Genomic DNA, 26929 nt, shown 5'->3' with positions numbered 1-26929 from the left:
AAAATAAATCGCTTTATTGCACCAACAATCACAGCGGTCACTATTATTCTGCTAGCAAAAAAACCACCTAATCCCTTCACAAAAAGATCACAGCTTTTTTAATAATCAGAGCGACCGAGAACTTTTGCTCGGAATATGTGATGAAGATAACTAAAACATCGTTTTATTTTGATTGAATCAATGTTCCCATGAATGCAAACTAATTCCAGACGCAATATCCCTGGGAGCAGCAACACGCTCAACGTATGCCGCGTTAGATTTTATAAAACAAAGAGATAGCGATTTTCTTTGTTAAGAAACACCAGTAACCATTTGAATTTATTAATTTTTACCCTCTTGCGCGAGTTTTAGCAGCGACAAGACATGAGGACGTTTATGAAAATTAAAGCCACGATTGAACGCATCCCCGGCGGAATGATGTTGATTCCTCTGTTATTAGGCGCAGTGTTAAATACGTTAGCCCCGGATACCGGTGCGTATTTCGGTTCGTTTACCAAAGGAATGATCAGCGGAACGGTACCGATTCTGGCAGTGTGGTTTTTTTGTATCGGCGCATCTATTGATTTACGGGCGACCGGTACGGTATTACGCAAGTCCGGTACGCTGGTAATAACCAAAATAGCCGTGGCGTGGGTAGTGGCAATGATTGCTGCTTCATTTATTCCTGATACCGGTATTCAAACCGGGTTCTTTGCAGGCCTCTCAGTTTTGGCAATTGTCTCCGCAATGGACATGACCAACGGTGGTTTGTACGCCAGCCTGATGAACCAGTACGGCACCAAAGAAGAGTCCGGCGCATTTGTGTTGATGTCTCTGGAATCCGGTCCGTTAATGACCATGGTGATCCTCGGCTCCGCGGGTCTGGCCTCCTTCGAGCCACACCATTTCATCGGCGCGGTATTACCGTTCCTGATTGGTTTTACGTTGGGCAACCTGGATCACGACCTGCGTTCTTTCTTCAGCAAAGCCACACCGGTGCTGATCCCGTTCTTCGGCTTCGCGTTGGGTAACACTATTAACCTGAGCGTGATCGTTGATACCGGTCTGCTGGGTATCCTGCTGGGTGTCGCGGTTATCGTCATCACCGGTATTCCGCTGATTATTGCTGACCGTGTTATTGGTGGCGGGAACGGTACGGCAGGCGTCGCAGCCTCCTCTGCAGCAGGTGCTGCGGTAGCAAACCCGGTGATTATCGCCCAGATTAACCCGGCGTTCGAACCGGTTGCCGCATCCGCTACGGCGCTGGTTGCCGCCAGCGTAATTGTCACCGCCATTCTGGTGCCGATTATCACCGCGCTGTACGCCAAACGTTTTAATAAAAACCTGGTCGCCAACGAAGCAGTGGCCACCCCGGCAGACTCTCTGCACCACTAAACCTGCCTTTATCCTACTCACCAGCCCTGCTCAATTGACGAGCAGGGTCGGTGCAAAAATCTCCTCAACCATCGCATCGACCAGCCGCTTTGCCGAACACAATCGCGGCATTCCCAGCGCCACATTTTGCCAACGCTGCGTCACCGACCAGCTCACAGGATGACGTTGCGCATCGCACCAGCTCCCCAGCCAGCTCAGCATATCGTTATACTCGCCCGATCCGCCGACAGCTGGCGTGCTGAGCCAATGATGATAGTAATGACGCGTAGCGGGCGCTGCATTCACGCTGTCCGCCAATGCCTGAGCAGCCATGGTTCGCAGGTTGTCTTTTAGCATTAACACCACATCGGCATTCGCTAACCGGCAGGCATCACCAAAAGCTCCCCAACGTAGCTCCTCCAGCGCGACAAAACAGCGTCCTGGTAACGACCAGCCGTCATACGCGCCAGCCCGCCAGCGGGTAAAAATTTGTTCGCTATGCTCGCCCGCCTGAACCGTCAGGCCGCGCTGGGTCAGCGCCTTCTCTTTATACGCCGCGCGTTGGGTAAACCAATCAGTCAGTGAATTTATTTGCTGTAAAAGACCGGGGGTTGAAAGCCCACGCGGGTGTTCTGTTTGTTGCAAAAATATTAGCCCTTCGACGATCCGTACCAGCGCCAGATGACCCGGGTCAATCATGCCTGCCAGCTTCTCCACCAGCTTAAGGCGCATCACCAGATGTTCGCTGGACACTCCTGCCATCACCCACGCACGCAGTTGCGTCTGGGATAACACCTCCTGCGTCAGACGCGCGCGCAGCCGCTGCTGCTGTTGCAGAAAACCGCCGGAACGTTTGGTTTCATCTCCCTGAACCAGATCGACCATAAACTTCGGGTAGACACACTCCAGCGTCCTCCCGGGGCCTTCCAGTAAAACGTTAGTCATGTGTGCTCGGTTGCAAAAAGGGTATTGATATCGTCACGCAGCAATCGGGAATCTTCATAAAGCCATGCCGCAATCGTAATGCGCTGTTGCAATTGCTCATTCATTGCATTCACCGCAGATTCATTTTGTTGGCGTAGCGTCAGACTCTCACTCAGACTCGCCTGCAATTGCGCCAGGCACAGAGAGAAATCAGCAAAAAATGTGGCCATGCCAGCCGTAACGGAGATATCGACCTGAGCAGCTAAAGCTTTACGAATTTGTTGGCAAAACTGGGAGACGTACTGCACAAGGTTTTTATGCAATGCGCCCATATCAATGAGATAACGCGTTTTTGTTTCGACGTAATCATTCCATCCCCAGTTGGGTTGATTTAGCCAACGAGAGAAAGTGTCACGCACCACACCGCCAGTAGACGGCGCATTTTCTGCCGGAATATCCTGCTCAATGGCCTCGTTAAACAATTGGCGGGTATTGAAATTAAACATCGCCGTATGGAACGCTGGAAAACGGATCCGCGCACGAAAACCGGCGTGGTTTAGCTCCTCTTTCACCCTTTGCTCAATTGGCCGCATCGCGTCATTTAGCGCCCGGGAGAGCGTCGACTCAAGCTGTTCAAAACGCAGGGCTAAGTCCCGGCTGATGCTTTCCTGCGCCGCCAGCAATACCCCCTCACAGGACGAGCGAATTTTATCTAACACAATTTTCGCCTGCCCTTCATCATGCAACACCAACATCTCTCCGGCCATTTCTGCCGTATTCACAGCATTCCCCAGACCGTGTTGTGACATCATCAGGACGTTTTCTTTGACAAAGAACGTGTTGATACCGCAAAGAATCTCGGTTTGTTGCTCACTGAGATAGGCAGCAGCAGCCTCCAGCGCCAGTTCTACTTCATGGCTGACTTCATCGCTCACCCGCCCCTGGCTCACTTCTAACTGCTGCATATCCTCTTCAATATGCGTGATGTTCAGCCGCAGTTTGTCATAGGCGACCGTTAACCCGTGGGCACGAAATTCCAGATATTCGTGCACGCTTTGTGCATAGTTCAATAACTTATGTGACGCAGAGCGAAGCGCATACAGCGAAGCATTGGCATAAGCGGCGTGAATCACTTTCTGGATCGGCTGTTCAAACAGCGAGTCTTCCCACAACAGGTCGGCGGCATGGCGGATGTGTTCCGTATCGTCAAGATCGGTGGTACGCCAGCGTCTTCCAAGGGCCGCTTCGGCAAAATCCTGCACCCAACGTTGCTCCTGATGATCCGGCAGTCGCCCGCGCGTCGTCAGCTCATGACGCGCCCTGTTTGCCAGATAGCCCCACATTGAGGAGACCGGATAAATTCTTTCAGGGGAGATTCCGCCTTGCATCAACGTGCCGGAAATCAACGCCCGCACCTGTTCTTCATCATCACTGTTGCGGTCTTTCTGATCGAATTTATTGACCAGCGCATATAACGGCACTGACTTGCCGACCGCCATAATCGCCTGACGCACTTCCTCATCGGAAATCGATTTCAGTTGGGTGTAATCCAACACCGCCAGCACAGCAGAGGCCCGCACCAGCTGTTCATTGAGCATTTTTTGTAAGTGCGGTTGTCCCGCCTCGTTCGGCCCCGGGGTATCCAGCAGCGTTAATTGCCCTGGGTAGCTTGCCTGTCCGGCCAAATGGACAAATTCAACCTCAATAACCGGAATATGCTCAATCGCGGCATAGGCGGCAAAAGGAAAATCAACGTCCAATGCTTTTGACAGGCGCACCAGGTCGTTGAGGCTTTTAAGGCAATGGAAAATAGGCTGTGCACCAAGATAATACCGTTCAAATGCCACACCATTTTCAATATGTTGCAGCAGAACATTCATATCCTTGTCAATTTCCAGGGTCTGCGTAAGACGCAGGCGATCGCACTCGCGCACGCGCTGCTGCAAAACCTTCATTAGGGCATCGATCGGCGCGACATGTGAAAAATGCAGCACCGGCTCTTTCTGCCCCGGCGTATGGCGTATTAGCGTTGGTAACGCCGTCATGGGGCGATTACGATTAGGTAAAACTTCTGTACCTACAATCGCGTTAATCGTCGTCGATTTTCCCGCTTTCATCGTGCCAACAATCGCCAGCACCATTTCCAGACGCGTAATCTTGCGCAGCTCATTATTGAGCGTTGCTTGCTGGACATCCATGCCACGCGCGCTGAAATGCAGGGGCTGAACAACCTGACTGCTATGCTCTCCTTGTTTTAGCGCGACATCATCCAACGAGGTCACGGGCAATTTTTGCAATTGCCTGAGATGTTCAAGCGAGAGCATCAGCAAGCGTTCCGCTTCCTGACTTAATTCATATATTGTCTGTGTGTGCATGGAAAATTTTTCCTTAACGCAAATGGCATTGCTTTTATTTAGCCCAATCGTTTTATTTATAGATTTTTTGGCTTTTATAATTACGTATAGAAATAATTAAAATCAAAACAACCAATTGATATTATTAAAATAAATTTGGTGTATAACCGCTGGCCTGATGCCTCTCACTTATGAAAATAAGTAAGAAAGATAAACAGCGTAGTTCAGTTTTAAAAAATGCCAGCGGAATCCCCCTACTAAATTTAAGGGGTTCAATGATATTCAATCACAATGACTTAGGCATTTCTAAGCAATGTTACCTATGAATATCAGATATTTCGCCTCACCTTATCTTAAATATCTAAGCGTAGCAATTTCCCTTAAAAAATATTCCGCCATACTTTCATTGAGGTGAAAGTAGAGGGTCTTTACAGCAGATCATTTTGCGTAATCACGCAGTAGTCCCGACAAAAGCAGGGATTTTATGTATAATTGCGGCCTTTTTCGGCAATCTGCCATTTTTTGGGCGCATTTGCCCCTGCTGACTTTTGAGGAAATCCACATGTCATTACCACACTGCCCGCAATGCAACTCCGAATACACTTACGAAGATAACGGCATGTTCATCTGCCCGGAATGCGCTCACGAATGGAACGATGCTGAACCGGCGCAGGACAGCGACGAACTGATCGTTAAAGATGCCAACGGCAACCTGCTGGCTGACGGCGACAGCGTTACCGTCGTGAAAGATCTGAAAGTAAAAGGTAGCTCTTCCATGCTGAAGATCGGTACCAAAGTGAAAAACATTCGTCTGGTTGAAGGCGACCACAACATCGATTGCAAAATCGATGGCTTTGGCCCAATGAAGCTGAAATCTGAGTTTGTGAAAAAGAACTGATGCAATTTGCCTGATAGCGCGACGCTAATCAGGTCAACACCAGCTCTTCTGCCAGGCGGGAAGCTCATACTTCCCGCCTGGTTTATTTTTGCAGACGCTAACTACACTTAATTGGCTTCTTTTACCTGAGGTAAAGATTATGCCGTTAAGTCCCTATATCTCCTTTGCAGGCAACTGCGCTGACGCTATCGCCTACTATCAAAAAACGTTAGGCGCTGAGCTACTCTACAAAATCAACTTCGGTGAAATGCCCAAATCGGCGCAGGATAGCGAAGATGGTTGCCCTTCAGGCATGAAATTCCCCGATACCGCCATCGCCCACGCCAACCTGCGCGTTGCGGGTAGTGACATCATGATGAGCGATAGCGCCCCGGACGGAAATGCTCACTACTCTGGCTTTACGCTGGTGCTCGACACGCAAAACGTCGATGAAGGCAAACGCTGGTTTGATAACCTGGCAGCAAACGGAAAAATCGAAATGGACTGGCAGGAAACCTTCTGGGCCCACGGTTTCGGTAAAGTGAGCGACCAGTATGGCGTGCCGTGGATGATCAACGTCGTCAAACAACAGCAACCCCCTACAGAGTAATCTAACGGGAGGCCAGCCCTCCCGTACTGTCATCAAATAGCGCTCAACTCTTCATCGTCGAGTAACCATCCCTTAACGAAAACGTCACATTAATCCGCCACGATGGGGCCACTTTTTTAGGGAGGCCGCATCATGCAAACGATTATTCGCGTCGAGAAACTCTCCAAGTCCTTCAATCAACATCAGGCGCTCAATGCAGTTGATCTGAACATCTGTTCCGGTGAGATGGTGGCTCTGCTTGGGCCGTCTGGCTCCGGCAAATCCACCCTTTTACGTCATTTAAGCGGTTTGATCACCGGTGATAAATCCCCCGGTAGCCGCGTCGAGCTGCTGGGCCGCACCGTTCAACATGAAGGCCGCCTGGCGCGCGATATCCGCAAAAGCCGCGCCCACACCGGCTACATCTTCCAGCAGTTCAATCTGGTGAACCGCCTGACGGTGCTGGAGAACGTCCTGATTGGCGCGCTCGGCAGCACGCCATTCTGGCGTACCTGTTTTAGCTGGTTTAGCCAGGAACAAAAACAGCGTGCATTACAGGCGTTGACCCGCGTGGGCATGGCGCACTTTGCATACCAGCGCGTTTCCACGCTTTCGGGCGGTCAGCAGCAGCGTGTCGCAATCGCCCGCGCACTGATGCAGCAGGCCAAAGTGATCCTCGCCGACGAGCCGATAGCCTCGCTGGACCCGGAATCCGCCCGCATCGTGATGGACACCCTACGCGACATAAACCAGACCGACGGCATCACCGTGGTCGTCACGCTGCATCAGGTGGATTACGCCCTGCGCTACTGCGAACGCATCGTCGCGCTGCGCCAGGGCAACGTCTTCTTTGATGGCAGCAGCCAGCATTTTGATAACGATCGTTTTGACCATCTCTACCGCAGCATGAACCGCGTCGAACAGAACGCGCAGGCTGCCTGACATCCCCACAATGAGGAATGGAAATGAGTTATAGAACAGTTGCCGCGCTGGCCTTCACCAGCATGTTTAGTCTCAGCACACTGCTCACCCCGGCCCATGCCGAAGAGCAAGAAAAAGCGCTGAACTTTGGCATTATTTCGACCGAATCACAGCAAAACCTGAAGCCGCAGTGGGAACCGTTCCTGAAGGACATGGAAAAATCACTGGGCGTGAAAGTGAACGCCTTCTTCGCCCCGGACTACGCCGGGATCATCCAGGGAATGCGCTTTAACAAAGTTGATATCGCCTGGTACGGCAACCTCTCGGCAATGGAAGCGGTGGATCGTGCTAACGGACAAGTGTTTGCTCAGACCGTCGCCGCCGACGGATCCCCGGGTTACTGGAGCGTGTTGATCGTTAACAAAGACAGTCCGATCAATAACCTGAACGATCTGATCGCTAAACGTAAGGATCTGACCTTCGGCAACGGCGATCCTAACTCAACGTCAGGCTTCCTCGTCCCCGGCTACTACGTCTTCGCCAAAAACAACATCTCCGCCAGCGACTTCAAACGCACCGTTAACGCCGGACACGAAACCAACGCACTGGCCGTCGCCAACAAGCAGGTCGATGTCGCCACCAACAACACCGAAAACCTCGACAAGCTGAAAACTTCCGCGCCGGAAAAACTGAAAGAGCTGAAGGTTATCTGGAAGTCGCCACTGATCCCGGGCGATCCGATCGTCTGGCGTAAAAACCTTTCCGAAACCACCAAGGACAAGGTGTACGACTTCTTTATGAATTACGGAAAAACACCGGAACAGAAAACCGTACTGGAACGCCTGGGATGGGCACCGTTCCGCGCCTCCAGCGATCTGCAACTGGTGCCGATTCGCCAGCTGGCGCTGTTTAAAGAGATGCAGGGTGTGAAGGACAACAAAGGGCTGAACGAGGAAGAGAAAACCAGCAAAACCTCGGTGCTGAAAGCGCAGCTCGATGACCTTGACCGTCTGACCGCCGCACTGGGCGCTATGACCAGCGTCACCAAAGCGGTGCAGTAACCCTGGTGACCAAATTGTAGGCCTGATAAGCGCAGCGCCATCAGGCAATGCAAAGGATTACATGCCGGATGGCGGTGCCAGCACCTTATCCGGCCTACAACAGACCCGAAACATCGACACCCAGGAGCTAAACATGCAAACCATCACCGTCGCCCCGCCCAAACGTAGCTGGTTCTCGTTGCTGAGCTGGGCCATTCTTCTCGCCGTACTGGTAGTCTCGTGGAAAGGTGCCGAAATGGCTCCGCTCACGCTAATCCAGGATTCCGGCAATATGGCGACCTTCGCCGCCGACTTCTTCCCGCCGGACTTCAGCCAGTGGCAGGACTATCTCGGTGAAATGGCCGTCACTCTGCAAATTGCCGTCTGGGGTACCGCCCTCGCCGTTGTGCTGTCGATCCCCTTCGGCCTGATGTGCGCCGATAACCTGGTCCCGTGGTGGATTTACCAGCCGATGCGTCGCCTGATGGACGCCTGCCGCGCCATCAATGAAATGGTCTTCGCCATGCTGTTCGTGGTCGCCGTCGGGTTAGGCCCATTCGCCGGGGTGATGGCGCTGTTTATCCACACTACCGGGGTACTCTCCAAGCTGCTTTCCGAAGCAGTAGAAGCTATTGAGCCAGGTCCGGTAGAAGGCATTCGCGCCACCGGTGCCAACAAAATTGAAGAGATTCTGTACGGCGTTCTGCCACAGGTCATGCCGCTGCTTATCTCCTACTCGCTGTATCGCTTTGAATCCAACGTTCGCTCGGCCACGGTGGTCGGAATGGTGGGTGCAGGCGGTATTGGCGTGACCTTATGGGAAGCGATTCGCGGCTTTCAGTTCCAGCAAACCTGCGCCCTGATGGTGTTAATCATCGTCACCGTCAGCCTGCTGGATTTTCTTTCCCAGCGTTTGCGTAAGCACTTTATCTGATTAGCGAGGCATTGATTGCTATGCACTTGTCTACACATCCGACCAGTTATCCAACGCGTTATCAGGAAATTGCCGCGAGACTTGAGCAGGAGCTACGTCAACATTATCGCTGCGGTGACTATCTGCCCGCCGAGCATCAGCTTGCCGCGCGCTACGAGGTAAACCGCCACACCCTGCGCCGCGCCATTGACCAGTTGGTTGAACGCGGTTGGGTTCAGCGTCGTCAGGGCGTCGGCGTGCTGGTGCTGATGCGCCCGTTCGATTACCCGCTTAATGCCCAGGCGCGCTTTAGTCAGAATCTGCTGGACCAGGGCAGCCATCCCACCAGCGAAAAACTGCTGGCGGTGCTGCGTCCGGCCTCCAGCCACATTGCCGATGCGCTCAGCATAAACGAGGGCGATAATGTGATTCACCTGCGCACCCTGCGCCGGGTTAACGGTATCGCACTGTGCCAGATCGACCACTATTTTTCCGACCTCTCGCTGTGGCCGCTGCTGCAAGGCTTCAACAGCGGTTCGCTGCATGACTACCTGCGCGAACAGTCCGGTCTGAGGCTGCTACGCACGCAAACGCGCATCAGCGCCCGCCGCGCGCAGGCCAAAGAGAGCAAGGTGCTGGAAATCCCCAATATGGCGCCGCTGCTGTGCGTGCGCACCCTGAACCACCGTGAAGGCGAAGAACACGCGGCGGAATACTCCGTCAGCCTGACCCGCGCCGACATGATCGAATTCACTATGGAGCACTGAATGCATTTCGATACCGCCACCCGCCAGCGCTGGATGCGCGCGCTGGCATACAGCAATGCCGATGCCCTGAACGCCCGCATCACCGCGCTCAAGCTGACGCCGGACTATGAACTTATCCGCGCTCCGGAAAGCGGACTGATGCAGATCCAGGCCCGTATGGGCGGTACCGGCAACCGCTTCTTTGCCGGTGACACCACCCTTACCCGCGCAGTGGTACGCCTGAAGAGCGGCACGCTGGGTTACAGCTACCTGCTGGGACGCAATAAACAACATGCCGAGCAGTGCGCGGTGATTGACGCACTGCTGCAGGAACAAACGCATTTCCAGAACCTAATGGAAACCTTAATTGCCCCGCTGGAAGCGGAACGCGATGCGCTGATTAACGCACGCCGTGCCGAAGTCAACGCCAGCCGGGTCGACTTCTTCACGCTGGTACGCGGAGATAACGCATGACTTTACAGACCGCTTTTAATTTACCCGTTCAGGATGCTCAGCAGAGCTTTCGTCGCCTGCTGAAAGCCATGAGCGAACCGGGCGTAATCGTCGCCCTGCATCAACTGAAACACGGCTGGCAGCCGCTGGGTCTGGCGACCACCAGCGTGCTGCTGACCCTGGTCGATGGCGACACGCCGGTCTGGCTGGCGCCGTCGATGGATAACGATATTGCCCGCCAGAACCTGCGTTTTCATACCAACGCGCCGCTGGTGGATCAGCCGCAGCTGGCGGCCTTTGCCGTCGCCGACGAGCGCATCAGCAGCGAACAGCTTAACGCCCTCTCCGCCGGTTCAGCCGTCGCGCCAGAGACCAGCGCCACGCTGATTGTGCAGGTCGCAGGCTTAAGCGGCGGACGTATGCTGCGTCTGACCGGTGCGGGCATTGCCGAAGAGCGCATGATCGCGCCACAGCTGCCGGAATGCCTGATTCACGAACTCACCGAACGCCCGCACCCGTTCCCACTGGGGGTCGATCTGATCCTCACCTGCGGCGAACGCCTGCTGGCTATTCCGCGAACCACCCATGTGGAGGTGTGCTGATGTACGTCGCCGTCAAAGGGGGCGAAAAGGCGATAGCCAACGCCCACGCCCTACAGGAAAACCGACGCCGGGGCGATGAGACCATTGCTGAACTGAGCGTGGCACAAATCGAACAGCAGATGAACCTGGCCGTTGACCGGGTGATGACCGAAGGCGGCATCGCCGACCGCGAACTGGCGGCGCTGGCGCTGAAGCAGGCCAGCGGTGATAACGTCGAAGCCATCTTCTTGCTCCGCGCCTACCGCACTACGCTGGCAAAAGTGGCGGTCAGTGAACCGGTTAACAGTGCAGAAATGCGCCTTGAGCGCCGAATCTCGGCGGTCTACAAAGATATTCCCGGCGGGCAACTGTTGGGACCAACCTATGATTACACCCATCGCCTGCTGGATTTTACCCTGCTGGCCAATGGCGAAACGCCGTCTCTGCGCAGCGCAGACGGCGCGCAGGATGCCTCCCCACACGTCTTTTCCCTTCTGGCCAACCAGGGACTGGCAAAGCGTGAAGAGGATGATGGCGCGACACCCGACGACATCACCCGCACGCCGCCGGTTTACCCCTGCTCACGTGCTTCACGTCTGCAACAGCTGATGCGCGGCGACGAAGGCTATCTGCTGGCGCTGGCCTACTCCACTCAGCGTGGTTACGGGCGCAACCACCCGTTTGCCGCCGAAATCCGCAGTGGCTATGTGGCACTGGAAACCGTACCAGAAGAGCTGGGATTTGCGGTGAACGTCGGCGAACTGCTGATGACCGAATGCGAAATGGTTAACGGGTTTGTCGCGCCAGAAAATGAATCCCCCCATTTTACCCGCGGCTACGGGCTGGTGTTCGGTATGAGCGAACGTAAAGCGATGGCGATGGCGCTGGTGGACCGCGCCCTACAGGCAGCCGAATACGATGAAACGGTCACAGGACCGGCGCAGGACGAAGAGTTCGTGCTGGCGCATGCGGATAACGTCGAGGCGGCGGGTTTTGTTTCGCACCTCAAACTTCCCCATTACGTCGATTTCCAGGCCGAACTGGAACTGCTCAAACGCCTGCAACAGGAGGCCACCCGTGACCACTAACCTCTCCGGCTACAACTTTGCCTATCTTGATGAGCAGACCAAACGCATGATCCGCCGCGCAATTCTGAAAGCGGTGGCGATCCCGGGTTACCAGGTCCCGTTTGGCGGACGTGAAATGCCGATGCCCTACGGCTGGGGAACCGGCGGTATTCAGCTTACCGCCAGCGTGATTGGCGAGCCGGACGTGCTGAAGGTGATTGACCAGGGCGCAGACGACACCACTAACGCCGTGTCGATTCGTAATTTCTTCAAGCGTGTGACCGGAGTGAATACCACTGAGCGTACGGAAGATGCGACGCTGATCCAGACCCGCCACCGCATCCCGGAAACACCGCTGGTGGAAGATCAGATAATCATCTTCCAGGTACCGATCCCTGAGCCGCTGCGCTTTATCGAACCGCGTGAAACGGAAACTCGCACCATGCACGCGCTGGAAGAGTACGGCATCATGCAGGTGAAACTGTATGAAGATATCGCCCGCTTCGGCCATATCGCCACCACTTACGCCTATCCGGTGAAGGTCAATGACCGCTACGTCATGGACCCGTCGCCCATCCCGAAATTCGACAATCCAAAGATGGACATGATGCCGGCCCTGCAACTGTTTGGCGCTGGCCGCGAAAAGCGTATCTATGCCGTTCCACCTTACACCCGCGTGGAAAGCCTCGATTTCGACGATCACCCGTTTACCGTGCAGAGCTGGGATGAGCCTTGTGCCATCTGCGGCTCAACCTACAGCTATCTCGATGAAGTGGTGCTCGATGACACCGGCAAACGCATGTTTGTCTGCTCCGACACCGACTACTGCCGCCAACAGAGCGAGGCCCTCAGCAAATGACGCAACCGCTGCTTTCAGTCAACAACCTGACCCATCTCTACGCGCCGGGCAAGGGCTTCAGCGATGTCTCTTTTGACCTGTGGCCAGGCGAAGTGCTGGGCATCGTCGGCGAGTCCGGTTCCGGCAAAACCACGCTGCTGAAATCGATCTCTTCACGGCTGACGCCGCAGAGCGGTGAGATTTTGTATCAGAACCGTTCGCTGTACGACATGAACGAGGCCGACCGTCGCCGTCTGCTGCGCACCGAATGGGGCGTGGTGCATCAGCATCCGCTGGATGGCCTGCGCCGTCAGGTCTCCGCAGGCGGCAATATCGGCGAACGCCTGATGGCCACCGGCGCGCGTCACTACGGCGACATCCGCGCCACCGCTCAGCGCTGGCTGGAGGAGGTAGAGATCCCTGCCTCGCGTATCGACGATCTGCCCACCACCTTTTCTGGCGGCATGCAGCAGCGCCTTCAGATTGCCCGCAACCTCGTCACCCATCCCAAACTGGTGTTTATGGACGAACCTACCGGCGGGCTGGACGTTTCCGTACAGGCCAAACTGCTGGACCTGCTGCGCGGCCTGGTGGTGGAACTGGATCTGGCGGTAGTTATTGTCACCCACGATTTGGGCGTCGCGCGCCTGCTGGCCGACCGTTTGCTGGTGATGAAGCAAGGTCAGGTGGTGGAAAGTGGGTTAACCGATCGCGTGCTCGACGATCCGCATCATCCATATACCCAGTTGCTGGTGTCGTCGGTGTTGCAGAACTGATTTTTTGTTGTGCCGGATGGCGGCTATGCCTTATCCGGCCTACGGAACGGCATCGCTTGTGCCGGATGGCGGCTACGCCTTATCCGGCCTACGGAGCGGCATTGGTTGTAGGCCTGATAAGCGAAGCGCATCAGGCAATCGAACGCAAAAATGTCTAAAGAGGCTAAAAATGAACGCGATCCGCGTTGAAAATGTCAGTAAAACCTTTGTCCTGCATCAGCAAAACGGCGTGCGTCTACCGGTGCTGCAAAACGCCACTCTGGACGTTAAAAGCGGCGAATGCGTGGTGCTGCACGGTCACTCGGGCAGCGGCAAATCCACATTGCTACGTTCGCTGTACGCCAACTACCTGCCGGATGAAGGACGCATCCACATCCGCCACAGCGATGAATGGGTCGATCTGGTGCAGGCCCCGGCGCGCAAAGTACTGGAGGTTCGCCGTTCAACCATCGGCTGGGTGAGCCAGTTCCTGCGCGTGATCCCAAGGATTTCCGCGCTGGATGTGGTGATGCAACCGCTGCTGGATCTGGGGGTCTCCCGTGAGGAGTGTGCAGCCAAAGCAGCTAACCTGCTTACCCGCCTGAACGTGCCGGAGCGGTTGTGGCACCTGGCGCCGTCGACCTTTTCCGGCGGCGAACAGCAGCGCGTCAACATCGCCCGCGGCTTTATCGTCGATTACCCGATTCTGCTGCTCGATGAGCCCACCGCCTCACTGGACGCCAAAAACAGCGCCGCCGTCGTCGCATTAATTGAAGAGGCGAAAGCCCGCGGCGCGGCAATTGTCGGTATTTTTCACGATCAAACCGTGCGCGACCGCGTAGCGGATCGTCTGCATCTGATGGGAACAACAGCATGATTATCAATAATGTAAAGCTGGTACTGGAAGATGAAGTGGTGCAAGGATCGCTGGAAATCGAGGGCGGGATCATTCGCGCCTTTGCTGAAAGTCCGAGCAGCCTACCAGAGGCGCTGGACGGCGAAGGCGGCTGGCTGCTGCCGGGGCTTATCGAGCTACATACTGACAATCTCGACAAATTCTTTACCCCACGCCCGAAGGTAGACTGGCCTGCGCATTCGGCGATGAGCAGCCACGACGCGCTAATGGTGGCCAGCGGCATTACCACTGTGCTGGACGCGGTGGCGATTGGCGATGTGCGCGACGGCGGCGACCGTCTGGAAAATCTGGAGAAGATGATCAATGCGATCGAAGAGACGCAGAAGCGCGGAGTCAATCGCGCCGAGCACCGCCTGCATTTGCGCTGCGAACTGCCGCATCACACTACCCTGCCGCTGTTTGAAAAACTGGTCAGCCGCGAGCCGGTAACGCTGGTGTCGCTGATGGATCACTCGCCAGGCCAGCGTCAGTTCGCCAATCGCGAGAAGTACCGCGAGTATTATCAAGGTAAGTATTCGCTCACCGACGAGCAGATGGCCCGCTATGAAGAAGAACAGTTAGCGCTGGCGGCGCGTTGGTCACAGCCCAATCGCACGGCGATTGCCCAGATGTGTCGTGAGCGCCAGATTGCGCTGGCGAGCCATGATGATGCCACCCATGATCATGTGCTGGAATCGCACCAGCTTGGCAGCGTGATCGCCGAATTTCCTACCACCTTCGAAGCGGCTGAAGCCTCGCGCCAGCATGGTATGAACGTGCTGATGGGCGCGCCCAACATCGTGCGCGGCGGTTCTCACTCCGGCAACGTAGCGGCGCATAAGCTGGCTGAGCTGGGGCTTTTGGATATTCTCTCCTCCGACTACTATCCCGCCAGCCTGCTCGATGCGGCGTTTCGCGTAGCGGACGACGACGCCAACCGTTTTACGCTGCCACAGGCCATTCGTCTGGTGACCCGCAATCCGGCACGGGCATTAAATCTCGACGATCGTGGCGTTGTTGCCGAAGGCAAACGCGCGGATCTGGTGCTGGCGCACCGCAAAGGCGGCAACATCCATATCGATCACGTCTGGCGTCAGGGCAAAAGGGTATTCTGACTATGGGTAAACTGATCTGGCTGATGGGGCCATCCGGCTCCGGTAAGGACAGTCTGCTGGCCGAACTCCGCCAGCAGGAACCGGCGCAACTGCTGGTAGCGCACCGTTACATCACCCGCGCCGCCAACGCCGGGAATGAAAATCATATTGCGCTGAGCGAACAAGAATTTTTTACCCGCGCCGGGCAGAACCTGCTGGCGCTGAGCTGGCACGCCAATGGCTTCTACTACGGCGTTGGCGTGGAGATTGACCTCTGGCTACACGCCGGTTTTGATGTGGTGGTCAACGGCTCGCGTGCACATCTGCCCCAGGCGCAGGCCCGTTACGGCACATCTTTACTCCCCATTTGCTTACAGGTTTCTCCGGCAATTTTACGCCAGCGCTTGCAGGCGCGTGGACGGGAGAGCGAAACGGAAATCGCCGCCCGCCTTGAACGCGCAGCCCGCTACGCCCCGTATGACTGCCACGTCCTGAACAACGATGGAAGTTTGCTACAGTCTGTCGATACACTACTCACACTGATGGGACGCAAGGAGAAGAAACATGTCTGTCTGTGAATTACGCCGCGCCACGCTATACGATACCGATGCGGTTTACGCGCTTGTCTGTGAGTTGAAGCAGGGCCAATTCGATCTGCAGGCCTTTAGCGCTGGCTACGCCGCAAATCTGCAAGATCCCAATATGCACTACCAGCTGGCGCTGCTCAACGGACAGGTCGTCGGCTTGATCGGCCTGCACCTGCAGTTTCATCTGCACCACGCCAACTGGATTGGCGAGATTCAGGAACTGGTGGTGATGCCACAGGCACGAGGGTTAAGGGTCGGCAGTCAGTTACTGGCCTGGGCCGAAGCCACCGCGCGCGAAGCGGGCGCAGAAGTCACCGAACTTTCCACCAGCACCCAACGCCTTGACGCACACCGTTTTTACCAGCGTGAAGGCTATACCATGAGCCATTTTCGCTTCACCAAACCGTTGTAGGGGGAGCCATGGGTCTGACCATTACGCTGACGGGAACGGGCGGCGCACAGCTAGTGCCGACATTTGGCTGCGACTGCGCGGCCTGCCAACGAGCACGCTTACAGGCACAATACCGTCGACGCCCATGTAGCGGGGTGGTCAAGTTCAATAATGCGGTGACACTGCTGGACGCGGGGCTCCCGCATCTGATGGACGACTGGCCGGCGGGCAGCTTCCAGCAGTTTCTGCTGACCCATTATCATATGGATCATGTACAGGGATTGTTTCCGCTACGTTGGGGCGTGGGGACGACCATCCCGGTGTACGGTCCGCCGGATGAACAGGGTTGCGACGATCTGTTTAAGCATCCCGGCATCCTCGATTTTAGCCATACCGTGGCACCGTTCGTGGTGTTCGACCTGCAAGGATTGCAGGTAACACCGCTACCGCTCAACCATTCAAAGCTGACGTTTGGTTATCTGCTGGAGACCGCACATAGCCGCGTGGCGTGGCTCTCCGATACCGCCGGACTTCCCGACAAGACGTTGAAGTTTCTCCACAATAACCAGCCTCAGGTGATTATCATCGACTGCAGCCATGCCCCGCGCGCCGAGCCACCGCGCAATCATTGTGATTTAAACACCGTTATCGCATTGAACGACGTCATCCGCTGCCCACGAGTGATCCTGACGCACATCAGCCACCAGTTCGACCTGTGGATGATGGAAAATCAGCTTCCCGCTGGGTTTGAGGCAGGATATGACGGAATGGAGATTGTTCTGGAGTAACAGCTAACGATCGTAATCTTCTTCCATTCTGCGTTCGTCGTCTTCTAACTGACGCCGTTCCTGATCGAGCTGGCGCTGACGGTCATCCAGTTGGCGACGTCGATCTTCAAACTGGCGGCGGCGATTGTCATATTGCCTGCGCCGGTCGTCACTCATCTGGCGCTGCCAGCTTTCATCACGGGAGTCATCATAATCCCGCCCGTTGTCCGGTTTGTATGCGTCGTTAATCGCCTGCTGAATATTACCAATGGCGTCATCAATAATATCCGCCTGCGCTGACATGGTGGTCAGTGACAGCAAGCTAAACAATAAAAGCATGGGATAACATTTCATAAGCCAGACCCGAAGTTGAACTGGCTTTACGTTAGTCAACGCAGAAAAGAAGGTGTAGCGGAGGAATCTCAAACTCGATAGGACGCCCCTGGCTCCATCAACTGGTAAGCGCGTTGTTTTTCCTCTGCCACCAAAACAACACCGTGGCATTTTGTATCTGGTGACATGCTCCATATCCGCTCTTCTGGGATACATCCCCCATCATATATAACTTTCGAACCATCATACGGCCAGAATGCGTTTTGCTCCGTGTCCAGGATAAAAACTGAGATGTATTCAGACTCACGCGCAATTTTCTGCCAGAGCATTTTCCCGCCATCATATTGCTCAAAATCGCTAATCAGCGTTACACCACAGCGCAAAATCAGTGCTTCATACAGGCGCGTCGCCAACCCTTTATCTCGTTCGGACGGATTAACACATATCCCTTCTATCTGAAACACAGACGCCTCTTCCCAACATCGTTCCACCGTTAAAATATCGTTGTCCAGGTAGGGTTTACGCTGCAAATCCAGTGCAGCAAGAACCCGATGGCGAGGCACGCCATTAAAAATCTCAATATCAGCTTCAATGATTGCTGCGCGTGGAGTTTGCCTGTCATAAATAACCAGCAGAATACGCCCGGAAAGCTCAAACGTATCCACCACCTTAAACGAGCGGGCGACGGCCATCGGGCTATACGTTGTCGGCATCACAATCATCTGCGAATCACCTCTTGTTAGTACTGGCATAATTCCTTTTATATCCTAATCGGGCTGTGTTTGCTCAGATTAGCATCACCCGTTTGCTCCCTGGTCTTGATGAATTCCTAATCTCTTTGGCAGGTTTAGTTTTCCGAAGGAAGCTCGCAAAATAGTATGCGAAGAGGACAATGTCTTAGCGGTATGACTGTTCACTTTTCCACAGCGCCTGCGCCAGCTCTCCCCGAGTAAAAGGCTTACGCAATAGCGCCACATCCGGCAACGCCGGGTTATGCGCCGGACGTAAATCCTGACCGCTTATCAGCAGGATGGACAACTGCGGATAATGTGCCTGGGCATGGTTAACCACATCCACGCCGCTTAAACCACCTGGCAGCATTAAGTCGCTAATAAAAATATCAATCTCGGATGAAGCCGCCAGCATATGCATCGCCTGTTCCCCGTTTGCGGCCTCTAACGTCAGGTAGCCCAGCAGGTGTAATTGCTCGCACAACGTCTGGCGTACATCGTCCTCATCCTCGAGCACCAACACCAGTTTTTCACCGCTGTTCGCCGCATGTACCGCTACCGCTTCCACTTGAGCCTGCACCGGCACAACGGCACGAGGTAGTTGCAACCTGACCGTCGTTCCCTGCCCGGGAGCGCTTTCAATCTCCACCCGGCCACCGGACTGGCGCACAAAACCGTAGACCATCGACAGCCCCAGTCCGCTGCCGCTACCGGTCTGTTTGGTGGTGAAAAACGGCTCGAAGACCTGGGCTTTCACCTCCTGTGACATCCCGCTTCCCTGGTCGGCAACCTCCAGCATCACCATATCCTGCTTGCGCCCATCGCTGCGCGTGACCCGCTGATTCCAGGTACGGATTTTAATCGTGCCCGCCTGCCCGTCCATGGCGTCACGGGCGTTCATCACCAGATTGATAATGGCGTTTTCCAGTTGGCTGACGTCAATCCACGCGGGCCAGGCGGGAGACTGGGCTTCAATCTCCAGCGTCAACGTGGCCGGAAGAGAGTGGCGCATCAGTTCGCCCAGATTTTCCAGCAGCGTTTTCAGCTCCACCGCATGAGGGTGCAACGACTGTTTGCGCGAAAAGGCCAGCAGTCGCTGGGTAAGCAGCGCCCCGCGCTCGGCGGCTTTTAGCGCCCGATTGACCCGTGGCGCATCGGGCGACTCCGGATTCACCAGATCCAGACTGCCAATAATAACCGCCAGCAGGTTATTGAAATCATGTGCTAATCCACCCGTCAGTTGCCCCACCGCCTTCAGCTTTTGGCTGTGCAACAGCGCTTCTTCCAGCCCCTGACGCTCGGTGCGATCGATTTCCATCTGACTGGTTTTTTCTTTTAGCAGCCGGGTGGTGTGCTCCAGCGACGCCGTATTCCGGGCAAAGACGCTAAAGGCGCGGGCCAGCTCGCCTAACTCATCACGCCGCTGCAGGGCCGGGACGCTGACGTCTGATTCACCGTGCGCCAGCCGGGTCATCGCCCGTGAAATGGCCGTCAGGTTGGAGCCGAGATTACGGTAGATATACCATCCGGCAAAACCGGTGATCACCACCGCCAGCAGCGCAAACACTAAAATAAACAACGCGCCGGATTGCAGTTCCTGATGGCTTTGCGCCACCCGCTGCTCTGAGATCAGCGCCACCTGCGAGGCATACTGATTGATATCGCTGTTGAGGATCGCCACCAGCGCTTTGATATGAAACATATACCAGTTGATGGCCAAATCGCTCTGCTCCAGCGCGGAAGAGAGCGGCTCCAGCTTATGCAGCTCCTGGTTGAAGTCGTTGAGGATACCGCTAATCAGCGGACTAGCATGGCGCAAGGGAAGCGCAGGCATCACCGCATCCAGTTGTTTCACCACCGAACGCGGCGTGGGCGTGTCGATGGCGGCAACAATTAAGCGGTCCATCTGCCCCAGCAGCGCATCATCCTGCGCGCCGGTCAACTTTTGCAGATGACGTAAATAGCTTTGATTTTGATACAGCGAACTGAGCAACGCGTTACGCTCCAGGTGTCGCCGCTGCCCGCGCTGCAACATCCCTTCTACGCTGCTTTGTAGTTCATTACTGCGCTGGATAATACGCTCGACCAGCACCGGCTCTTGCTGCGCCAGCGGCGCGGTAGCCAGTTGTTCCAGCGACTGCTTCAGCACCCTTTGCGTCTCCTGCAGCCGCTCCGCTTCCCCTTTGTATTCCAGCGCCCCGACCACCTGCGACAGCCGCACTGCCGCCGTCGCCACGTTCGCCGTATCGCGCGCCAGGTTCATGCTGCCGGTCATGTCGTCAACGGTTTGCTGCTGCACCTGCTCCTGAATCTGGCTTGCGTGCTGAAAACCCAGCACCGCCACGCCGCTCACCATCAGCGTGACCGCCACCACCAGCAGATTGAAGAACAGCAATCGTCCGCGCGCACTGGCGAAAAAGTGACGTCCCGGTTGCGGCATATCACGCTCCGTGAAGAAAAATCGCAATATGACAAATATGAACGGCTTCTGACATTTTGCATTTACATTCCTGTGATGGACTGCTGATATCGGCCACCCCACAGGAGATCCGCCATGAGCAGGACACCGGTTCTGGAGATGCGCAACATTGCTAAAGCGTTTGGCAAATTTTACGCGCTGAAAGGGGTCGATTTAACGGTCTGGCCGGGCGAGATTCATGCCCTGATGGGCGAGAATGGCGCGGGGAAGAGTACCCTGATGAAGATCCTCGCAGGGGCCTATACCGCCACCAGCGGTGAGATCCTGATTGACGGTCAGCCGTTCCACATTCGCGGGCCAAAAGACGCGCTTAGCGCAGGCATCACGCTGATTTATCAGGAGATGCAGCTCGCGCCAAACCTGACAGTGGCAGAAAATATCTTTCTTGGCAGCGAGCTGTCGCGCGGCGGTCTGGTCCAGCGTAAAGAGATGGTCATGCAGTCGCAGAAAGTTATCGACCGACTCGGCGCCCAGTTTAAGGCCAGCGACCGCGTGATGACGTTGACCATCGCCGAACAGCAGCAGGTGGAAATTGCCCGTGCCCTGCACCGTAACAGCCGCATTCTGGTAATGGATGAACCCACCGCCGCCCTCTCCTCACGTGAAACCCACCGCCTGTTTGAACTGATCATGCGCCTGCGCGATGAGGGGATGGCGATTATCTACATCAGCCACCGCATGGCGGAAGTGTACGAACTCTCGGACCGCGTCAGCGTCCTGCGCGACGGGCAATATGTTGGCAGTCTGATCCGCGACAAGCTCAACGCCTCGGAGCTGGTGCGCATGATGGTGGGCCGTCCGTTGAGCGATCTGTTCAACAAAGAGCGCGACATTCCCTTAGGTAAAGCGCGCCTCAACGTTCATCACCTGACTGATGGCAACAAAGTGCAGCCGTGCAGTTTGCTGGTACGCTCCGGGGAGATCGTCGGCCTGGCTGGGTTAGTCGGTGCCGGGCGTTCTGAGCTGGCTCAGTTGATTTTTGGCGTTCGTAAAGCCATCGGCGGCATGATTGAAGTAGACGGTGAACCGGTAGTGATCCACTCCCCGCGCGAGGCGATTGACCACGGCATTGGCTTTCTGACGGAAAACCGCAAAGAGCAGGGATTATTTTTAGAGCTGGCAGCGGCAGAAAACATCACCATGGCAACGCTGGAGCGTGACGCCAACTGGGGCATGCTCGATCGCAAAAAGGCGCAGGCTATTTCCGATGACGCCATCAAGCTGCTCAACATCCGCGTGCCGCACGCACAGGTACGCGCGGGCGGGCTGTCTGGCGGAAATCAGCAAAAACTGCTGATTTCACGCTGGGTCGCTATCGGCCCACGTATTTTGATCCTCGATGAACCCACGCGCGGCGTGGATGTTGGCGCCAAAAGCGAGATCTACCGGATCATGAACGATATGGCGCGCAAAGGCGTAGCGATCCTGATGATCTCCAGCGAACTGCCGGAAGTCGTCGGCATGAGCGATCGCGTGTACGTCATGCGGGAAGGAAGCATTGCCGGCGAGCTGAACGGACAAAGTATTACCCAGGAAAATATTATGACGCTGGCTACCGGCGTGAACGACTCCCACCATCAGGCGGTGCCCCATGAATAATCCAACCCCTCCCCAGCAGGTGGCGAAATCCGCCTCCGCGAAAAGAATGCTGATGAGCGATCTGATGCAAACAGTCGGCATCTTACCGATTCTCATCCTGATTGTGGCGGTATTTGGCTTTATCGCGCCCAACTTTTTTACCGAAAGCAACCTGCTGAATATAACCCGTCAGGCGTCGATCAACATCGTGCTGGCGGCTGGCATGACCTTCATTATTTTGACCGGCGGGATCGACCTCTCGGTTGGCTCGATTCTCGGCACCACCGCCGTCGCAGCCATGGTCGTTTCTCTTATTCCTGAGCTTGCCATGCTGTCAATTCCGGCGGCGCTGATGCTCGGCCTGGTGCTGGGATTATTTAACGGCGCGCTGGTCGCTTTTGCCGGACTACCGCCGTTTATCGTCACGCTTGGAACCTATACGGCGCTGCGCGGCGCGGCCTATCTGCTGGCCGACGGTACAACGGTGATTAACTCCAATATCAGCTTTGAGTGGATCGGTAACAACTATCTCGGCCCGGTTCCGTGGCTGGTGGTCATTGCGCTGGCGGTGGTGGTGGTGTGCTGGTTCATTCTGCGCCGCACCACGCTCGGCGTTCATATCTACGCGGTCGGCGGCAATATGCAGGCCGCACGTTTAACCGGGATCAAAGTGTGGCTGGTGCTGCTGTTCGTCTACGGCATGAGCGGTTTGCTCTCAGGTCTTGGCGGGGTGATGAGCGCCTCGCGGCTGTATAGCGCCAACGGCAACTTAGGTATGGGTTACGAGCTGGACGCCATCGCGGCGGTGATCCTCGGCGGCACCAGCTTTGTTGGCGGGATCGGCACCATCACCGGCACGCTGGTGGGGGCGTTGATAATCGCCACGCTCAATAACGGCATGACGCTAATGGGCGTCTCCTATTTCTGGCAACTGGTGATCAAAGGGGCGGTGATCATCATAGCGGTGCTAATCGACAAATACCGTACCCGACACCATCAAAGTGCATAGACAAGCTTACTGGCCTGCTCATTCGTAGGCCTGATAAGCGCAGCGCCATCAGGCGTATAACAACAATACCCTACGTGAGGAAACGAGTATGCGTTTGAAGCCATTAGTGACCGCGCTCTGTGCTGGCGCCCTGCTTGCTGCAGCTCCGTTTGTGCAGGCAAAAGAACTGAAATCGATTGGCGTTACGGTGGGCGATCTGGCCAACCCGTTCTTCGTGCAGATCACCAAAGGCGCGGAGCTGGAAGCACGCAAGCTGGCAGGTGATAGCGTTAAAGTAACGCTGGTTTCCAGCGGTTACGATTTGGGGCAACAGGTGTCGCAGATCGACAACTTTATTGCCGCCAAAGTCGACATGATTATCCTTAACGCCGCCGACTCCAAGGGCATCGGCCCGGCGGTAAAACGCGCGAAAGACGCCGGGATCGTGGTGGTTGCCGTTGACGTGGCAGCGGAAGGCGCAGACGCGACCATTACCTCCGATAACACCCAGGCAGGTGAAATGGCCTGTAAATACATTACCGACCGCCTGAAAGGCAAAGGCAACGTCGTCATCATCAACGGGCCGCCGGTTTCCGCCGTCCAGAACCGCGTGGAAGGCTGCCAGACTGAGTTTAAACGCCACCCTGACATCAAGGTGCTGTCGCATAACCAAAACGCCAAAGGCAGTCGCGAAGGCGGGCTGGAGATCATGACCGCGCTGCTGGCGGCGAATCCGAAGATCGACGGCGTATTCGCCATTAACGATCCGACGGCGATCGGTGCCGATCTGGCGGCAAAACAGGCGCAGCGTAGCGAATTCTTTATTGTCGGCGTAGATGGATCCCCAGACGGTGAAGAAGCGCTGAAGCGCGAAAACTCACTATTTGTGGCGACTCCGGCACAAGATCCGCAGGTGATGGCTGCCAAAGCGGTCGAAATCGGCTATGACATATTGCAGGGGAAACCCGCCCCGAAAGAACCCGTGCTGATCCCGGTGACGATGATCGATAAAAACAACGTCGGCAGTTATAAGGGTTGGACGGTGAAATAAATCCTGAACCGACTAAGGCTCCTGCCACAAAGAGAGTCAAAGAAGCAAGAGCGCCCGTCAGGGCGCTTACCTCATAAAAACTGAGAGTAATAAATATCCATTTCCTCTTCTATATTATGACTCAGTATAAAAGAAAAAATCATAACCGCCGTGTAAATAACCAGAATACCAATAACCAAAGGTGCAAACGTATACCAGGGGTGACTTTGGAACAGTTCTAGTGGTACGAGACTTACAAATCCCATACACCATAAAATAATTGCGCACAATTTTATGACTCTCCAATAATCATGGAAATCCAGCTTATCAAGTGCAGGCCAGCATCCTGGATATTTAGCAGCTATTATGCCGGATTGAATAGTATCTGCGGATGTACTGGCGAATAACTGATGGCCTTGACCATATTTTGCAGCATCCGCAGCCAACGCTAATACAACCCAGCGCTGAACCTCTGTGCTTTGCCCAGTGACGGCCTCCAGTTCATATCGACTATCGGCCAAAATGCTCGTTTTTGCGTTTTCTATCCCACTAAACAATACGAATTTTGACTGCTTATCCAGTGAGTTGAACCATAGTTTTTTAATTTTACTAACATCAACTTGCTGTGCAGAAAGATATGTACTTACGATTTCATCAAGATAGTAAGGGGTACTGTCCATCATGCGTAATAAATATAAAGGTGTGTCTTTATCTTTAAGCAGTTGTGTATTGGTAAAAATAAAGGCATTAGCACTTTCAAAAAAATCAGCATTATTTTCATCATGCAATTCAACGGTAATAACCAGGTTATTTTCAGAAATATTTAAATCAACCCACTCATTTATTAAAAAATAATCAGGACATTTGTGAAGAATATTGATTTTTCCGACCTTATCTTTGGGGATGCTCAGACTTGCCAGCACCGCCTTGAAACTATTGCCGATAGTGTCATCCGCTCCCTTAACGTACAGCCAGGTAGTAAAAGGCCGATAATCCCTGACAAGAGAACATTTGAGGGGCTCTATCAACTGCCTTAGTACTTTATCAACTCTGGCGTCATCCATTGAGTCAACTTCAATATCAATGCGTAACGGCGTTGCAGAACCTTCTGGCGCTTCACCCTCTAGTTTCTGAATTTTTAATGCCAGTTCAGGCACCGGGAGAATGGATGAATAGTCTAAAAGAGGCAATGCCCGTATTGCCCAGTTTTTCCACTGGTTCATACCATACTGCTCAAGATAACCCGCATAGTAACATGGAAAAGATATAACACCGTAAGTGATTACCACCACACACCAGATTGCTAATACTATTAGCGACGGGATACCTATTGCATTCCATATCAGATCATCAGGAACTTTCTTGTCCTGCAACCAGCTGAATATATTGTACGTTATAAAAAACAGAAAGATAGCACAGCTAATGATCAGCATAATATTAAGCGGGAATTTTTCTGGTTCTTCATAGGGATTCTTGTTTGGTATCTTCCATTTCCTCATTTGCTTGTCCCCGCCGTTGGTAGTGTGGTTTTAATTGCACAACCACATGCGGCCCTACAGCCATCCACAACGACGCCTTTGCCGTCCATTGTCCAGGTTGGCTCAAAATCAAGTATTGGGAAGGTACTTTTGTGCAGAATACAAACCACAGTATCCCCCTGTAAAGCGACAGGAATTCCCATAAACTTGCTACCAGAAGCTTTATTGACATATCCGCCATTTTCCAGCGGATCGTTTAGCCTGATTACACCTTTCATATTATTTCCCTGTATCCATATCGCAGTGCATCCGGGTCCAGCCCTTATAGCCCACCACCTCCGGCTCTTTGTCCGGCAGGTTTTGATAGTTAGCCTTATAACCTTCCGTTAAATGGGCTAAAGATGCTTTCATAAATACCACCGTTCCCCACGCAGCACCTGGAAACTCAGGACTGGTATGGCCGTCCACATACTCGCCACCGGATTTATGCTTGCCAGGTCTGTAGAGATAATAGGTGTCATCAAAGTATTGATAGTCTATACCTGGACCACCCGGCGCCAGACGCGGGTCGTCAAAAGGGTATGAGCTCATATACAAATGTCCTTGTGCAGTGGAAATAAATGCCTGATTATTAACCACCACCACTCTTTTTATTTCTTTTCCTTCAGGATAGTCGCGCATAATACCGTCTGAGTTTCTCTCCAGCGCCGGGAAAGAAGCCATATATATTGCGACCTGCCACGTTTGACCGTAATCTTTAGATATCTTGTAAGCATCTGGCTCCCATCGCGGTATCAGAATATACTTATCTGACGGGTGAATATATACTCCGGAAAATACCTGATACGTTGAATAAATGCCATTTACTAATTCTTTATGTATATTTCTCCTGGTATCATGATACCAAAGCGCACCTTCACAATCGAAACCTTTTAGTTCGAGATACCGGCTATCATCATAGCGATAAATAACTTGTGAGGGTGTTTTTTTCGTACAGCCAGCGATAGCACATAGCGAAATAGTTCCGATTATTATTTTTAACGCTCTTCCCTTATTCATAATTCATCCTTAAACATTAAGCGGTTTGGGCATATCCCATTGCAGATTATTTCCCTGCATCCATATCGCAGTGCATCCGGGTCCAGCCCTTATAGCCCACCACTTCCG

General features: G+C 54.3%; 28 protein-coding genes. 20 read left to right on the top strand and 8 right to left on the bottom strand.

Features of this window, described 5'->3' with window-relative positions:
- The first annotated feature begins 375 nt into the window (after positions 1 to 375).
- Positions 376 to 1374 (top strand): 2-keto-3-deoxygluconate transporter, encoded by a 999-nt coding sequence (gene kdgT / locus OGY06_RS20690; protein ID WP_003826735.1) that lies wholly within the window; start codon positions 376 to 378, stop codon positions 1372 to 1374.
- A gap of 30 nt (positions 1375 to 1404) precedes the next feature.
- Here kdgT and OGY06_RS20685 read toward each other — a convergent pair whose 3' ends face one another.
- Together OGY06_RS20685 and crfC are read right to left on the bottom strand one after the other, a co-directional pair.
- Entirely contained in the window at positions 1405 to 2298 is an 894-nt protein-coding gene (locus tag OGY06_RS20685; RefSeq protein ID WP_286605919.1) for a diguanylate cyclase regulator RdcB family protein, read from the bottom strand.
- Complete coding sequence (gene crfC / locus OGY06_RS20680) at positions 2295 to 4652, bottom strand: clamp-binding protein CrfC (protein ID WP_003826731.1); 2358 nt, start codon at positions 4650 to 4652, stop codon at positions 2295 to 2297. Before crfC ends, OGY06_RS20685 begins: the two co-directional genes overlap by 4 nt.
- Positions 4653 to 5193: 541 nt before the next feature.
- Between crfC and OGY06_RS20675 the strand changes: the two genes are divergently transcribed.
- From OGY06_RS20675 to phnP, 16 genes are all read left to right on the top strand, one after another.
- Entirely contained in the window at positions 5194 to 5529 is a 336-nt protein-coding gene (locus tag OGY06_RS20675; RefSeq protein WP_003031835.1) for a zinc ribbon domain-containing protein YjdM, read from the top strand.
- Positions 5530 to 5668: 139 nt separating this feature from the next.
- Complete coding sequence (gene yjdN / locus OGY06_RS20670; protein ID WP_003031832.1) at positions 5669 to 6118, top strand: VOC family metalloprotein YjdN; 450 nt, start codon at positions 5669 to 5671, stop codon at positions 6116 to 6118.
- 132 nt (positions 6119 to 6250) lie between these two features.
- Positions 6251 to 7039, top strand: a complete 789-nt coding sequence (phnC, locus tag OGY06_RS20665) for a phosphonate ABC transporter ATP-binding protein (protein WP_003826726.1) — start codon at positions 6251 to 6253, stop codon at positions 7037 to 7039.
- A gap of 23 nt (positions 7040 to 7062) precedes the next feature.
- Positions 7063 to 8079, top strand: coding sequence for a phosphonate ABC transporter substrate-binding protein (gene phnD / locus OGY06_RS20660; RefSeq protein WP_149335878.1), 1017 nt, complete (start codon positions 7063 to 7065; stop codon positions 8077 to 8079).
- Positions 8080 to 8212: 133 nt separating this feature from the next.
- Positions 8213 to 8992 (top strand): phosphonate ABC transporter, permease protein PhnE, encoded by a 780-nt coding sequence (gene phnE / locus OGY06_RS20655; RefSeq protein ID WP_016155398.1) that lies wholly within the window; start codon positions 8213 to 8215, stop codon positions 8990 to 8992.
- A gap of 20 nt (positions 8993 to 9012) precedes the next feature.
- A complete protein-coding gene (gene phnF, locus OGY06_RS20650) occupies positions 9013 to 9738 on the top strand; it encodes a phosphonate metabolism transcriptional regulator PhnF (RefSeq protein WP_063941252.1) in 726 nt (241 codons plus the stop codon).
- Entirely contained in the window at positions 9739 to 10191 is a 453-nt protein-coding gene (phnG, locus tag OGY06_RS20645; protein ID WP_008786958.1) for a phosphonate C-P lyase system protein PhnG, read from the top strand.
- The gene (phnH, locus tag OGY06_RS20640) at positions 10188 to 10772 is read left to right on the top strand and encodes a phosphonate C-P lyase system protein PhnH (RefSeq protein WP_003826715.1); all 585 of its coding nucleotides are present in this window, start codon (positions 10188 to 10190) and stop codon (positions 10770 to 10772) included. The genes phnG and phnH overlap by 4 nt, the downstream gene beginning before the upstream one ends.
- Positions 10772 to 11839: a carbon-phosphorus lyase complex subunit gene (locus OGY06_RS20635; protein ID WP_003826713.1), complete on the top strand. Its 1068-nt coding sequence runs from the start codon at positions 10772 to 10774 to the stop codon at positions 11837 to 11839. Before phnH ends, OGY06_RS20635 begins: the two co-directional genes overlap by 1 nt.
- Positions 11840 to 11885: 46 nt before the next feature.
- The gene (gene phnJ / locus OGY06_RS20630) at positions 11886 to 12677 is read left to right on the top strand and encodes an alpha-D-ribose 1-methylphosphonate 5-phosphate C-P-lyase PhnJ (protein WP_232079158.1); all 792 of its coding nucleotides are present in this window, start codon (positions 11886 to 11888) and stop codon (positions 12675 to 12677) included.
- A complete protein-coding gene (gene phnK, locus OGY06_RS20625) occupies positions 12674 to 13432 on the top strand; it encodes a phosphonate C-P lyase system protein PhnK (RefSeq protein ID WP_126319494.1) in 759 nt (252 codons plus the stop codon). The genes phnJ and phnK overlap by 4 nt, the downstream gene beginning before the upstream one ends.
- A 169-nt stretch (positions 13433 to 13601) precedes the next feature.
- The gene (phnL, locus tag OGY06_RS20620) at positions 13602 to 14288 is read left to right on the top strand and encodes a phosphonate C-P lyase system protein PhnL (RefSeq protein WP_063941249.1); all 687 of its coding nucleotides are present in this window, start codon (positions 13602 to 13604) and stop codon (positions 14286 to 14288) included.
- Positions 14285 to 15421, top strand: a complete 1137-nt coding sequence (gene phnM / locus OGY06_RS20615) for an alpha-D-ribose 1-methylphosphonate 5-triphosphate diphosphatase (RefSeq protein ID WP_079938997.1) — start codon at positions 14285 to 14287, stop codon at positions 15419 to 15421. Before phnL ends, phnM begins: the two co-directional genes overlap by 4 nt.
- A gap of 2 nt (positions 15422 to 15423) precedes the next feature.
- Entirely contained in the window at positions 15424 to 15978 is a 555-nt protein-coding gene (gene phnN / locus OGY06_RS20610) for a ribose 1,5-bisphosphokinase (protein WP_008786953.1), read from the top strand.
- Complete coding sequence (gene phnO, locus OGY06_RS20605; protein ID WP_164563230.1) at positions 15965 to 16399, top strand: aminoalkylphosphonate N-acetyltransferase; 435 nt, start codon at positions 15965 to 15967, stop codon at positions 16397 to 16399. The genes phnN and phnO overlap by 14 nt, the downstream gene beginning before the upstream one ends.
- A gap of 8 nt (positions 16400 to 16407) precedes the next feature.
- A complete protein-coding gene (gene phnP, locus OGY06_RS20600; protein ID WP_286605918.1) occupies positions 16408 to 17166 on the top strand; it encodes a phosphonate metabolism protein PhnP in 759 nt (252 codons plus the stop codon).
- A 3-nt stretch (positions 17167 to 17169) separates the two neighbouring features.
- Here the strand turns inward: phnP and yjdP are convergent, their stop codons facing one another.
- The 3 genes from yjdP to OGY06_RS20585 form a co-directional block, all read right to left on the bottom strand.
- Positions 17170 to 17499, bottom strand: a complete 330-nt coding sequence (gene yjdP, locus OGY06_RS20595; protein WP_003826698.1) for a DDRRRQL repeat protein YjdP — start codon at positions 17497 to 17499, stop codon at positions 17170 to 17172.
- A 68-nt stretch (positions 17500 to 17567) separates the two neighbouring features.
- Entirely contained in the window at positions 17568 to 18200 is a 633-nt protein-coding gene (locus OGY06_RS20590; RefSeq protein ID WP_063941245.1) for a GNAT family protein, read from the bottom strand.
- A gap of 175 nt (positions 18201 to 18375) precedes the next feature.
- Complete coding sequence (locus tag OGY06_RS20585; protein ID WP_286605917.1) at positions 18376 to 20649, bottom strand: hybrid sensor histidine kinase/response regulator; 2274 nt, start codon at positions 20647 to 20649, stop codon at positions 18376 to 18378.
- A gap of 114 nt (positions 20650 to 20763) precedes the next feature.
- Here OGY06_RS20585 and OGY06_RS20580 point away from each other — a divergent pair, with 114 nt between their 5' ends.
- From OGY06_RS20580 to OGY06_RS20570, 3 genes are all read left to right on the top strand, one after another.
- Positions 20764 to 22287: a sugar ABC transporter ATP-binding protein gene (locus tag OGY06_RS20580; RefSeq protein ID WP_003826691.1), complete on the top strand. Its 1524-nt coding sequence runs from the start codon at positions 20764 to 20766 to the stop codon at positions 22285 to 22287.
- Positions 22280 to 23275, top strand: coding sequence for an ABC transporter permease subunit (locus tag OGY06_RS20575; RefSeq protein ID WP_003826690.1), 996 nt, complete (start codon positions 22280 to 22282; stop codon positions 23273 to 23275). Before OGY06_RS20580 ends, OGY06_RS20575 begins: the two co-directional genes overlap by 8 nt.
- Before the next feature lie 88 nt (positions 23276 to 23363).
- The gene (locus OGY06_RS20570; RefSeq protein ID WP_003826688.1) at positions 23364 to 24305 is read left to right on the top strand and encodes an ABC transporter substrate-binding protein; all 942 of its coding nucleotides are present in this window, start codon (positions 23364 to 23366) and stop codon (positions 24303 to 24305) included.
- A 71-nt stretch (positions 24306 to 24376) separates the two neighbouring features.
- Here the strand turns inward: OGY06_RS20570 and OGY06_RS20565 are convergent, their stop codons facing one another.
- Genes OGY06_RS20565 through OGY06_RS20555 form a run of 3 tightly spaced genes read right to left on the bottom strand, consistent with a single transcriptional unit; the run spans position 24377 to position 26821 of the window.
- Positions 24377 to 25783 (bottom strand): KPHS_23130 family T6SS system protein, encoded by a 1407-nt coding sequence (locus tag OGY06_RS20565; RefSeq protein WP_286605916.1) that lies wholly within the window; start codon positions 25781 to 25783, stop codon positions 24377 to 24379.
- On the bottom strand, positions 25780 to 26040 hold the full coding sequence (locus OGY06_RS20560) for a PAAR domain-containing protein (RefSeq protein WP_286586896.1): 261 nt from the start codon (positions 26038 to 26040) through the stop codon (positions 25780 to 25782). The genes OGY06_RS20565 and OGY06_RS20560 overlap by 4 nt, the downstream gene beginning before the upstream one ends.
- A gap of 1 nt (position 26041) precedes the next feature.
- The gene (locus OGY06_RS20555; RefSeq protein ID WP_286605915.1) at positions 26042 to 26821 is read right to left on the bottom strand and encodes a T6SS immunity protein Tli3 family protein; all 780 of its coding nucleotides are present in this window, start codon (positions 26819 to 26821) and stop codon (positions 26042 to 26044) included.
- Between the last annotated feature and the right edge of the window lie 108 nt (positions 26822 to 26929).

The organism is Citrobacter sp. Cpo147 (genome assembly GCF_030332405.1).
GTDB classification, from domain to species: domain Bacteria; phylum Pseudomonadota; class Gammaproteobacteria; order Enterobacterales; family Enterobacteriaceae; genus Citrobacter; species Citrobacter portucalensis.
This window is presented reverse-complemented; position numbering and strand designations above follow the sequence as displayed.

Coding starts and splice junctions, on each gene's coding strand:
- kdgT (WP_003826735.1), top strand. CDS start 376: ATGAAAATTAAAGCCACGATTGAACGCATCCCCGGCGGAATGATGTTG.
- OGY06_RS20565 (WP_286605916.1), bottom strand. CDS start 25,783: ATGAGGAAATGGAAGATACCAAACAAGAATCCCTATGAAGAACCAGAA.
- phnL (WP_063941249.1), top strand. CDS start 13,602: ATGAACGCGATCCGCGTTGAAAATGTCAGTAAAACCTTTGTCCTGCAT.
- OGY06_RS20560 (WP_286586896.1), bottom strand. CDS start 26,040: ATGAAAGGTGTAATCAGGCTAAACGATCCGCTGGAAAATGGCGGATAT.
- OGY06_RS20590 (WP_063941245.1), bottom strand. CDS start 18,200: ATGATTGTGATGCCGACAACGTATAGCCCGATGGCCGTCGCCCGCTCG.
- OGY06_RS20580 (WP_003826691.1), top strand. CDS start 20,764: ATGAGCAGGACACCGGTTCTGGAGATGCGCAACATTGCTAAAGCGTTT.
- phnC (WP_003826726.1), top strand. CDS start 6,251: ATGCAAACGATTATTCGCGTCGAGAAACTCTCCAAGTCCTTCAATCAA.
- OGY06_RS20570 (WP_003826688.1), top strand. CDS start 23,364: ATGCGTTTGAAGCCATTAGTGACCGCGCTCTGTGCTGGCGCCCTGCTT.
- OGY06_RS20685 (WP_286605919.1), bottom strand. CDS start 2,298: ATGACTAACGTTTTACTGGAAGGCCCCGGGAGGACGCTGGAGTGTGTC.
- crfC (WP_003826731.1), bottom strand. CDS start 4,652: ATGCACACACAGACAATATATGAATTAAGTCAGGAAGCGGAACGCTTG.
- OGY06_RS20675 (WP_003031835.1), top strand. CDS start 5,194: ATGTCATTACCACACTGCCCGCAATGCAACTCCGAATACACTTACGAA.
- OGY06_RS20575 (WP_003826690.1), top strand. CDS start 22,280: ATGAATAATCCAACCCCTCCCCAGCAGGTGGCGAAATCCGCCTCCGCG.
- phnE (WP_016155398.1), top strand. CDS start 8,213: ATGCAAACCATCACCGTCGCCCCGCCCAAACGTAGCTGGTTCTCGTTG.
- yjdP (WP_003826698.1), bottom strand. CDS start 17,499: ATGAAATGTTATCCCATGCTTTTATTGTTTAGCTTGCTGTCACTGACC.
- OGY06_RS20635 (WP_003826713.1), top strand. CDS start 10,772: ATGTACGTCGCCGTCAAAGGGGGCGAAAAGGCGATAGCCAACGCCCAC.
- phnP (WP_286605918.1), top strand. CDS start 16,408: ATGGGTCTGACCATTACGCTGACGGGAACGGGCGGCGCACAGCTAGTG.
- phnF (WP_063941252.1), top strand. CDS start 9,013: ATGCACTTGTCTACACATCCGACCAGTTATCCAACGCGTTATCAGGAA.
- phnO (WP_164563230.1), top strand. CDS start 15,965: ATGTCTGTCTGTGAATTACGCCGCGCCACGCTATACGATACCGATGCG.
- phnH (WP_003826715.1), top strand. CDS start 10,188: ATGACTTTACAGACCGCTTTTAATTTACCCGTTCAGGATGCTCAGCAG.
- phnN (WP_008786953.1), top strand. CDS start 15,424: ATGGGTAAACTGATCTGGCTGATGGGGCCATCCGGCTCCGGTAAGGAC.
- phnD (WP_149335878.1), top strand. CDS start 7,063: ATGAGTTATAGAACAGTTGCCGCGCTGGCCTTCACCAGCATGTTTAGT.
- OGY06_RS20555 (WP_286605915.1), bottom strand. CDS start 26,821: ATGAATAAGGGAAGAGCGTTAAAAATAATAATCGGAACTATTTCGCTA.
- yjdN (WP_003031832.1), top strand. CDS start 5,669: ATGCCGTTAAGTCCCTATATCTCCTTTGCAGGCAACTGCGCTGACGCT.
- phnJ (WP_232079158.1), top strand. CDS start 11,886: ATGATCCGCCGCGCAATTCTGAAAGCGGTGGCGATCCCGGGTTACCAG.
- OGY06_RS20585 (WP_286605917.1), bottom strand. CDS start 20,649: ATGCCGCAACCGGGACGTCACTTTTTCGCCAGTGCGCGCGGACGATTG.
- phnK (WP_126319494.1), top strand. CDS start 12,674: ATGACGCAACCGCTGCTTTCAGTCAACAACCTGACCCATCTCTACGCG.
- phnM (WP_079938997.1), top strand. CDS start 14,285: ATGATTATCAATAATGTAAAGCTGGTACTGGAAGATGAAGTGGTGCAA.
- phnG (WP_008786958.1), top strand. CDS start 9,739: ATGCATTTCGATACCGCCACCCGCCAGCGCTGGATGCGCGCGCTGGCA.